This window comes from Lysinibacillus sp. VIII_CA (assembly GCF_049943995.1).
Lineage (GTDB): Bacteria > Bacillota > Bacilli > Bacillales_A > Planococcaceae > Lysinibacillus > Lysinibacillus pinottii.
On sequence record NZ_JBNFXM010000026.1, the window covers coordinates 40,874 to 48,722 of the forward strand.

Sequence of the window (7,849 nt, forward strand, 5' to 3'; positions counted from 1 at the left end):
TCCTCCCTTAGTGATCCATTGGTGGAATCATCAAATAGCCTTCTTTTAATGGGTCCTGATCATTGTAAAAAAATCGATGCATCCCCATTATCCATGCAGACCCTGTTACCTCCGGAATAACAGCTGTTAAACCACTAATAGTTACTTCTTCTAGTACACGTGCTTTAAACATTGTTCCCACAATACTTTCATAGACGAAGGACTCATTGAGAACGAGCTTATTTTTTAAATAGAGTGTAGCAATTTTGGCAGATGTACCAGTGCCACAAGGAGAACGGTCGATTCCTCCTGGCGGAACAACAACTGTATTTTTTAAATCAGCTAATGGGTTAACTGGATCTGTATAAAACTCAATATGTGTAAGTCCATGGATAAACGAGTACTCCGGATGGACAATATCCTCCACAGCATTCACAGCATTGCGGAGACGAATAGCCGTGTTAATAATCTTCGTCGAATTGTCTACAGCTAAGTCTAGATTGATTTTTCTAGCATCAATAATGCCGTAAAAATTCCCACCATATGCTATTTCACATTCCACTACACCTAGCTCAGAATCATTAATTTCAATTGTTTTTAATAAAAAGGATGGTACATTTTTAAAGGTCACTTCCTTCGCTACACCATCCGTTACTTTAATCTGTACATCAATTAAACCTGCAGGTGTGTCCAATTTTATATTTGTAAAGGGTGTAGTAACCTCTATTAAATTCGCTTCAATAAGTGCTGTACAAACACCTATTGTGTCATGTCCACACATTGGTAAATAACCACCTGTTTCAATATAAATCACTCCGAAATCGGCTTCTGGTTGGCAAGGTTCTGTAATGATAACACCTGACATTACACTATGCCCTCGTGGCTCATTCATAAGAAATTTTCGAATCCAGTCATAATTCTCTTGCATAAATAACATTTTTTCAGACATAGTTTTGCCTTCAAGCTTGGGCATCCCACTTATTAATGAACGGGTCGGATTTCCACCCGTGTGTGTATCAATGGTCGTAAATAGTTTTTGAAAATTCATTCGTGAAGCACTCCTTTCTGAAAACGACTAAGATGAACCGGTTCAGTAGGAATGCATGAATCTTTGTGCTGTAGTAATTCTTGGATAAGCTTTCCAGTAACTGCAGCTAAGCTAATGCCATCTCCTTCATGACCTGCAGCGATATAGAAGCCAGGTACTTCCTCTACTTCACAAATAATAGGTAAATGATCTTCTGTCCATGGTCTTAACCCTGCATATGTACGAATAATCGACATATCAGCAATTTTTGGATAGAAGCGTACCGCACGTCTAGCAATCATTTTTGCCACATCATGATTCACCTTCGTGTCAAATCCTACAAATTCTCGACTACTTCCTATTAAAAAATTTTGTGCCTCTGTCGGCTCAAACACTAAGGCTACTCCGTATTTTTCAATATCCGCATCCACCTTACGCTCTCCACCAAACTTTGAAATTAAATAACCAAATTCCATAACTTTTCTTAGTCCTACTGGTTCCTGACGTGATGCCACCAAAATATGGCCTTTACGAGGTTTAATGGGAATATCAACACTAAGCATTTGTCCAATAAACGGTGCCCAAATTCCGCAAGCATTAATGACTTTATTTGCGGTTATCCACCCCTCATTCGTTTCAAGTGAAAATGTATCATCTGGCTGCTTCTTAATATTTTTGATCTCTGTATGTTTTTTTATCTTTGCACCCAATTTCTCAGCGGAGTGAAACATAGAAAATGTCAGCATGTATGGGTTCACTGTTGAATCCGTTTTACATTCCAATCCACCGTATAAATCATCTGCGAAGTATTTTGATTCGTTCCGCAGGTCCTCACGATCTAACATTGTAAAATCTAGACCCGCCTCTTGTTGACGATTAACCCATTGCTGTGCAGCCTCCATCTCTAGCTCACTTTCACAGACAAGAATGCTGCCAGGATTCCGATATTCAAAGCTCATATCTAACTCTCTATTTAACTCATGAACCAATCTTTGACTGACTAAAGACATTTGACTGTCAAAGCCAGGATCTTTATCAATAGCTAAAATATTGCCATCACAACGAGAAGAAGTCCCACTTGCAAGTTCGTTTTTTTCAAGTACTGTGATATCTAGGCCCGCCTTTGCACAATAATAAGCTATTGCTCCACCAATAATGCCACCGCCAATAATTACGATATCATGATGGGAATTCTTCATATCTCCCTCCTCCTTTCTATTCATGACTGTATGATGCAAAAAACATGCCAACCTCCCAAACTGGAATTTGTTTGATAAACTAGGCACTATGTGTCAAAATTATTTATATTATTCTAAATAATTAGACAAATTAACAATGAGGGGGTACTTACCTTGCATCCATATCATTTAATAATGAATAAAATATTAAAGCGTAATTTTGCTATAACATCTACTGACGATATTGTTTCCAAAATAAACGATGCCAGCAAGCAATATTTTGTGATTGAAAATCATAAACCTTATGGAGCAGTTCGCGGTAAAAGAAAAAACGATGTTCACTATGTTGCCTGTCATACCATCCAGTTGGATTGCCCACTCAAGAATGCTATTGAATATATGAAGGAATACGAATTTTTACTAGTTTGTAATGAGGAAAAAAAATATTTAGGATATTTACGGAGAGAGTCCTTAGCCTACGATCTTGCCTATGAATTAGAATGTGGAAATGCTTATTTACAAACCATTTTAAATACAATAAATGAATCATGCACAGTCATTGATGCTGAACAAAATGTAGTTTATTGGACGAAAGGAGCCGAAAGCATTTTTTCTGTGTCAGGAGAAAATATTATCGGAAAGCCAATCACTCATTTTTTCAAAGAAGATCAACTAGAAATTTTACATACTTTACAGCATAGAAAATCTGTTTATCAACAGCAGCATTTTCCTCGGGAAGATCTCGTCGTCATGATTAATTCTAATCCAGTTATGCTGCATAATAAGACAATTGGGGCAGTCGTTGCTGAAACAGATATTACCCATGTCAAAAAATTAAACGAAGAGCTCCATATTACATCTGAGAAATTATTAAATTTAGAGAAACAGATGAGTACTAATGGTTTAGCATTTGACCCGTTCACCCTTATTCGTGGCAATAGTCCAAAGCTTAAAGAAGTATTAGAAAAAGTAAAAAAGGTCGCAGAAACAGAGGCAAATATTTTAATTTACGGAGAGAGTGGCGTTGGTAAAGAATTATTTGCACGTGCGGTTCATGCTATTCGAGAAAAGTCTGAAGCACCCTTTGTTGCTATCAATTGTGGTGCCATTCCAAGTGGCCTATTTGAAAGTGAGATTTTTGGTTATGAAAAAGGAGCTTTTTCTGGTGCCCATCAAAAAGGAAAAAAAGGTAAGGTAGAGCTTGCACGTGGAGGTACTTTATTTTTAGATGAAATCGGTGAGATGCCATTAGAAATGCAAGTCAAAATTTTGCGATTACTACAGGAAAAGACCTTTTATACAGTTGGTGGTACAAAGGAAATGGATGTCGAATTTAACCTAGTAGCAGCTACTAATAGAGATTTGAAGCAATTGGTGGCAGAGGGGAAATTTAGAGAAGATTTATATTATCGACTAAATGTGGTGAATTTCACCGTTCCTCCTCTTAGGGAGCGGGCATCAGATATATTAGAAATTAGCAATTACTTTTTATATGAAAAGTCAATTAAATATAATCGACCTATTCAAGGAATCCCAACTGAAATAGCAAATGCTCTTTTAAAATACCATTGGCCAGGCAATGTCCGTGAATTATCGAACGTTATCGAGCGACTGGTTGTATTTTCTGATGAGGGGGCCATTCATATGGAAGACCTCCCTACTGATATTTTAGCGGTGATGCCAAAAGATAAAGCAATGGACGTTAAGATAGATTTTCCTCTAGGAACAGAGCTTAACAATCAGCTTGAACATTATGAACGTGAAATAATTTTAGACCAGCTTGCCAAAGTAAATGGTAATAAAAAAACATGTGCTAAAAACTTAGGTATTACTCGCGCCACTTTATATAATCGATTAAAGAAATTAAACATAGATGTCTAATTTTATTAAATATATGTCAATATTTTTATACACATTATTCACATTCAACTAGATATCCCCTTCATATTTATTTTTTCTTTGGCATAGTTTTTGCATTATGTACTATGTTAAGTATTTTATATAGTAGAGGTGGAACTATGCAAAATAAATCTATGATTGTATGCCGTTGTGAAGAAATTAGTTACGATGAATTAGTAGAAAGCGCATCAAAATATAAGTGCTCTGCACGAGAACTGAAATTACGAACGCGTGCAGGAATGGGCTATTGTGGCGGTCGTACATGCCGTACCATGGTAGATTCTATTGCTCATCTTCATCATCCTCGCAAAAATGATGAAGTTTCATTAAAACATCAAGCCCCTATTCGACCAGTACGATTCTCCAATTTAGGGGAGGTAAAATCATGACAGAGCGTATAATAAACCACCCAGTTTTAGGGGCTTTAACGCAAAAAGAAAAAGTAACTTTTACTTATGACGATCATTTGTTTGAAGGTTACAAAGGCGAGTCCCTAGCTGCTGCATTGCTAGCACAAGGAATACGCACTTTAAGATTGCACGAAGAAACTGGCCAGCCTCGAGGCATCTATTGTAATATTGGTCATTGTTTTGAATGCCGTGTCAATGTAAATGGCTTAGAAGGTGAACGAGCATGCTTAACTCCTCTTTCAGATGGCATGGCTGTAAAAAGTGGGCAGACACTTCCTACGACAGTAAGAGACTGGAGGAAGAACGATGAACAATAAAGTAATTATAATTGGGGCTGGTCCTGCGGGTCTTGCGGCGGCTATTACATTAGCAGAAAAAAATATTGCAGTCCTTGTTATCGATGAATATTTATATGCTGGAGGGCGATTACTAGGACAACTTTATGAAGAGAAGCCAGGAACATGGTGGAACGGTATTGTAGAATCAGAACGTTTAGTAGAACGAGCTAAAGCAGTCCATGTTGAATTTTTATTACAAACGAGTGTATCTGACTTAGAAAAAATAGGTCAAATGTGGGTCATCCATACAACTAAAGGTGCATTTCGTACCCAACACCTGCTATTAGCTACTGGAGCTGCCGAATCGCCTTTCCCTATTCCAGGTTGGACTCTTCCAGGGGTCATGTCTGTTGGAGCAGCACAAGTAATGACAAATGTGCATCGTGTGAAACCTGGAAAACGTGGTGTCATTGTCGGAGTTAATGTACTTTCTTCAGCTATTGCAATGGAATTACAATTAGCAGGTGTTCATGTAGCCGCTATTACATTACCCCCCACTAACTTATTAACAGAGGGTTATAGCAATCCTTTAGAAGTTATGACCTCATTATTGCATGTGGCTCATATGGCTCCCTCCCCTCTTGTTAAAATAGGCAGCAAATTGATGAAAAAAGACTTTATGAAAAAGCTTGGTATTACCTTTTATCCCAAAAATGGTGTGAAAATGTGGGATATTCCTATTATGTTACGCAAAGCTGTTATTGAAATCGTTGGTAAAAATCAAGTTGAAGGGGTCATTTTAGCAACAGTGAATACAGATGGCTCTATTGTGAAAGGAAGCGAACAACGTATCAAAGCAGATTTTATTTGTATCGCTGGTGGTTTGTACCCTCTTGCAGAGCTTGCTTCTTTAGCAGGTTGTCCATTTCATTACATCGAACAATTAGGTGGGTTCATTCCTTTACATAATGAACAAATGGAAACTAATTTAGAGGGATTATATGTAGCAGGAAATATTACGGGCATTGAAGGAGCCAAGGTAGCATTAGCGCAGGGAGAGGTTGCAGCTCTTACAATTGCTCAACACCTAAATGGAGGAGCATCCAACCATGATATTAAGCTTGCCATCCAGGCTGTTGAAAAAACACGAGCCACTGCACATATTCAATTTCATCCAGAAATTTTAGCTGGCCGTCAGCAAATGAAGCAAATTTGGAATGAATCTGTTGGGTCGCTTTCTATTCATTAAAAATCCATATGAAAGTGTAAAAGTCTTTTACTCATTTTCGTGAGTAAAAGGCTTTTTTACTTTATGGCATAAAACATGCAATACATATGATGAGCCTAAAAATTATGAAGGGAGGTTTTAGCCTATTTAAGTATTCATCTAAATTAAAGCTGTATACACACTTTAGTCATCATTTGGGTAACGAGATGAATGCTAATAATGGATCGAACACAATTTTTTGGGGTGGTAATTTCGCGTTTTGATTTAAGAAAACAAGGGGGAAACATCTATGGAGACAATCGTTAATACATTGGTCGATTATATTTGGGGGAATGCACTTGTATACTTAGCATTAGGTGTAGGTCTTTATTTTACCGTCCTAACAAAAGCTGTTCAATTTCGTTATATTCCTGAGATGATTCGATTATTACGTGAACGGAAAGAGTCAAAGGAAGGAATCTCATCGTTCCAAGCCTTTTGTATGGCATTGTCTGGGCGGGTTGGTGTTGGTAATATTGCAGGAGTGGCTACGGCTATTGCTGCAGGTGGACCAGGTGCAGTATTTTGGATGGGTATTATGGCCTTTTTAGGTGGAGCAAGTGCATTTATTGAATCTACTCTTGCTCAATTATATAAAGAAAAGGCTGATGATCAGTATCGCGGGGGGTCACCATATTATATCGAAAAGGGGTTGAGACTAAAGGGATTTGCTATATTTGTTGCGTGTGTGATCTGTCTCTCATATGGTGTTCTAGTGCCAGGAATCCAGGCGAACACCATTGCCACTTCCTTTAATACGGCTTTTCATATTCCACCATTTATAACAGGTGCTTTAATTGTTATTCTTTTAGGATTAATCATATTTGGTGGTGTAAAGCGTATAGCACGTGTTGCAGATAAAGTTGTTCCTATCATGGCACTTGCTTATGTAATTTTAACACTCATTATTTTAGGGGCGAATGTAAGTGAAATTCCAGGTATGGTTAAACTTATTATTACAAGTGCTTTTGGTACAAATGCCATTTTTGGTGGTATAGTGGGGACTGCAATCGCTTGGGGTGTAAGACGCTCGGTATTTTCAAACGTAGCTGGAGCGGGAGAAGCAACATTTAGTTCTGCTGCTGCTGAAGTATCTCACCCTGCTAAACAAGGTTTAGTTCAGGGTTTTTCCATCTATATTGATACAATCATTGTATGTACAGCTACAGCTTTAATGATTCTCATTACAGGTATGTATAATGTTACTCCTTCTGGAACAACGACACCATTAGTTGAAAATATTCCAGGCGTCGTAGCAGGCACTGCTTATACACAAGCAGCTGTATCTACAGTGTTCAATGATTTTGGAAGTGGCTTCGTGGCTACAGCCATATTCCTTTTCGCGTTCACTACATTAATGGCATACTACTACATTGCAGAGACAACCATTGTATATTTAGATAATAAGCTACGCTTCCCCATTTTAAAATTAGTATTAAAAATGGTCTTCTTACTAGTTGTCTATGTTGGAAGTGTTCAATCTGTTAGTCTTATGTGGGGACTTGGAGACATTGGATTTGGGAGTATGAGTTATTTGAACTTTATTGCTATTGTATTATTAACCAAACCAGCCATTCGAGTTTTGCAAGATTATGACCGACAAAAAAAGGCCGGTCTAGATCCTATTTTTGATCCAAGAGAAGTTGGAATTAAAAACGCCGAGTTTTGGATAGAATACAGTAATATGCATAAAAAGAATTAACTAAAAAAACAGTCAGCACACAGCTGACTGTTTTTGTTGCCTAGCGACGTCCTACTCTCACAGGGGGAAGCCCCCAACTACCATCGGCGCTAAAGAGCTTAACTTCCGT

Annotated in this window: 7 protein-coding genes and 1 rRNA gene; 5 read left to right on the forward strand and 3 right to left on the reverse strand. The window is 37.9% G+C overall.

The window, feature by feature from the left end:
* Positions 1-7: 7 nt before the first annotated feature.
* A complete protein-coding gene (locus ACP3VS_RS22070; protein WP_012291917.1) occupies positions 8-1,027 on the reverse strand; it encodes a proline racemase family protein in 1,020 nt (339 codons plus the stop codon).
* Complete coding sequence (locus tag ACP3VS_RS22075) at positions 1,024-2,205, reverse strand: NAD(P)/FAD-dependent oxidoreductase (RefSeq protein WP_426390011.1); 1,182 nt, start codon at positions 2,203-2,205, stop codon at positions 1,024-1,026. The genes ACP3VS_RS22070 and ACP3VS_RS22075 overlap by 4 nt, the downstream gene beginning before the upstream one ends.
* Before the next feature lie 153 nt (positions 2,206-2,358).
* Here ACP3VS_RS22075 and ACP3VS_RS22080 point away from each other — a divergent pair, with 153 nt between their 5' ends.
* The 5 genes from ACP3VS_RS22080 to ACP3VS_RS22100 all read left to right on the forward strand — a co-directional run bounded on the left by ACP3VS_RS22080 (position 2,359) and on the right by ACP3VS_RS22100 (position 7,740).
* Positions 2,359-4,065: a sigma-54 interaction domain-containing protein gene (locus ACP3VS_RS22080; protein WP_230584376.1), complete on the forward strand. Its 1,707-nt coding sequence runs from the start codon at positions 2,359-2,361 to the stop codon at positions 4,063-4,065.
* Positions 4,066-4,202: 137 nt separating this feature from the next.
* A complete protein-coding gene (locus ACP3VS_RS22085) occupies positions 4,203-4,472 on the forward strand; it encodes a (2Fe-2S)-binding protein (RefSeq protein ID WP_012291914.1) in 270 nt (89 codons plus the stop codon).
* Positions 4,469-4,810, forward strand: a complete 342-nt coding sequence (locus ACP3VS_RS22090) for a (2Fe-2S)-binding protein (RefSeq protein WP_031416268.1) — start codon at positions 4,469-4,471, stop codon at positions 4,808-4,810. Before ACP3VS_RS22085 ends, ACP3VS_RS22090 begins: the two co-directional genes overlap by 4 nt.
* Positions 4,800-6,020 (forward strand): NAD(P)/FAD-dependent oxidoreductase, encoded by a 1,221-nt coding sequence (locus ACP3VS_RS22095; RefSeq protein WP_197225048.1) that lies wholly within the window; start codon positions 4,800-4,802, stop codon positions 6,018-6,020. The genes ACP3VS_RS22090 and ACP3VS_RS22095 overlap by 11 nt, the downstream gene beginning before the upstream one ends.
* Positions 6,021-6,288: 268 nt before the next feature.
* Entirely contained in the window at positions 6,289-7,740 is a 1,452-nt protein-coding gene (locus tag ACP3VS_RS22100; protein ID WP_197148510.1) for an alanine/glycine:cation symporter family protein, read from the forward strand.
* A gap of 38 nt (positions 7,741-7,778) precedes the next feature.
* Here ACP3VS_RS22100 and rrf read toward each other — a convergent pair.
* A 5S ribosomal RNA gene (rrf, locus tag ACP3VS_RS22105) occupies positions 7,779-7,849 on the reverse strand; the annotation flags it as partial.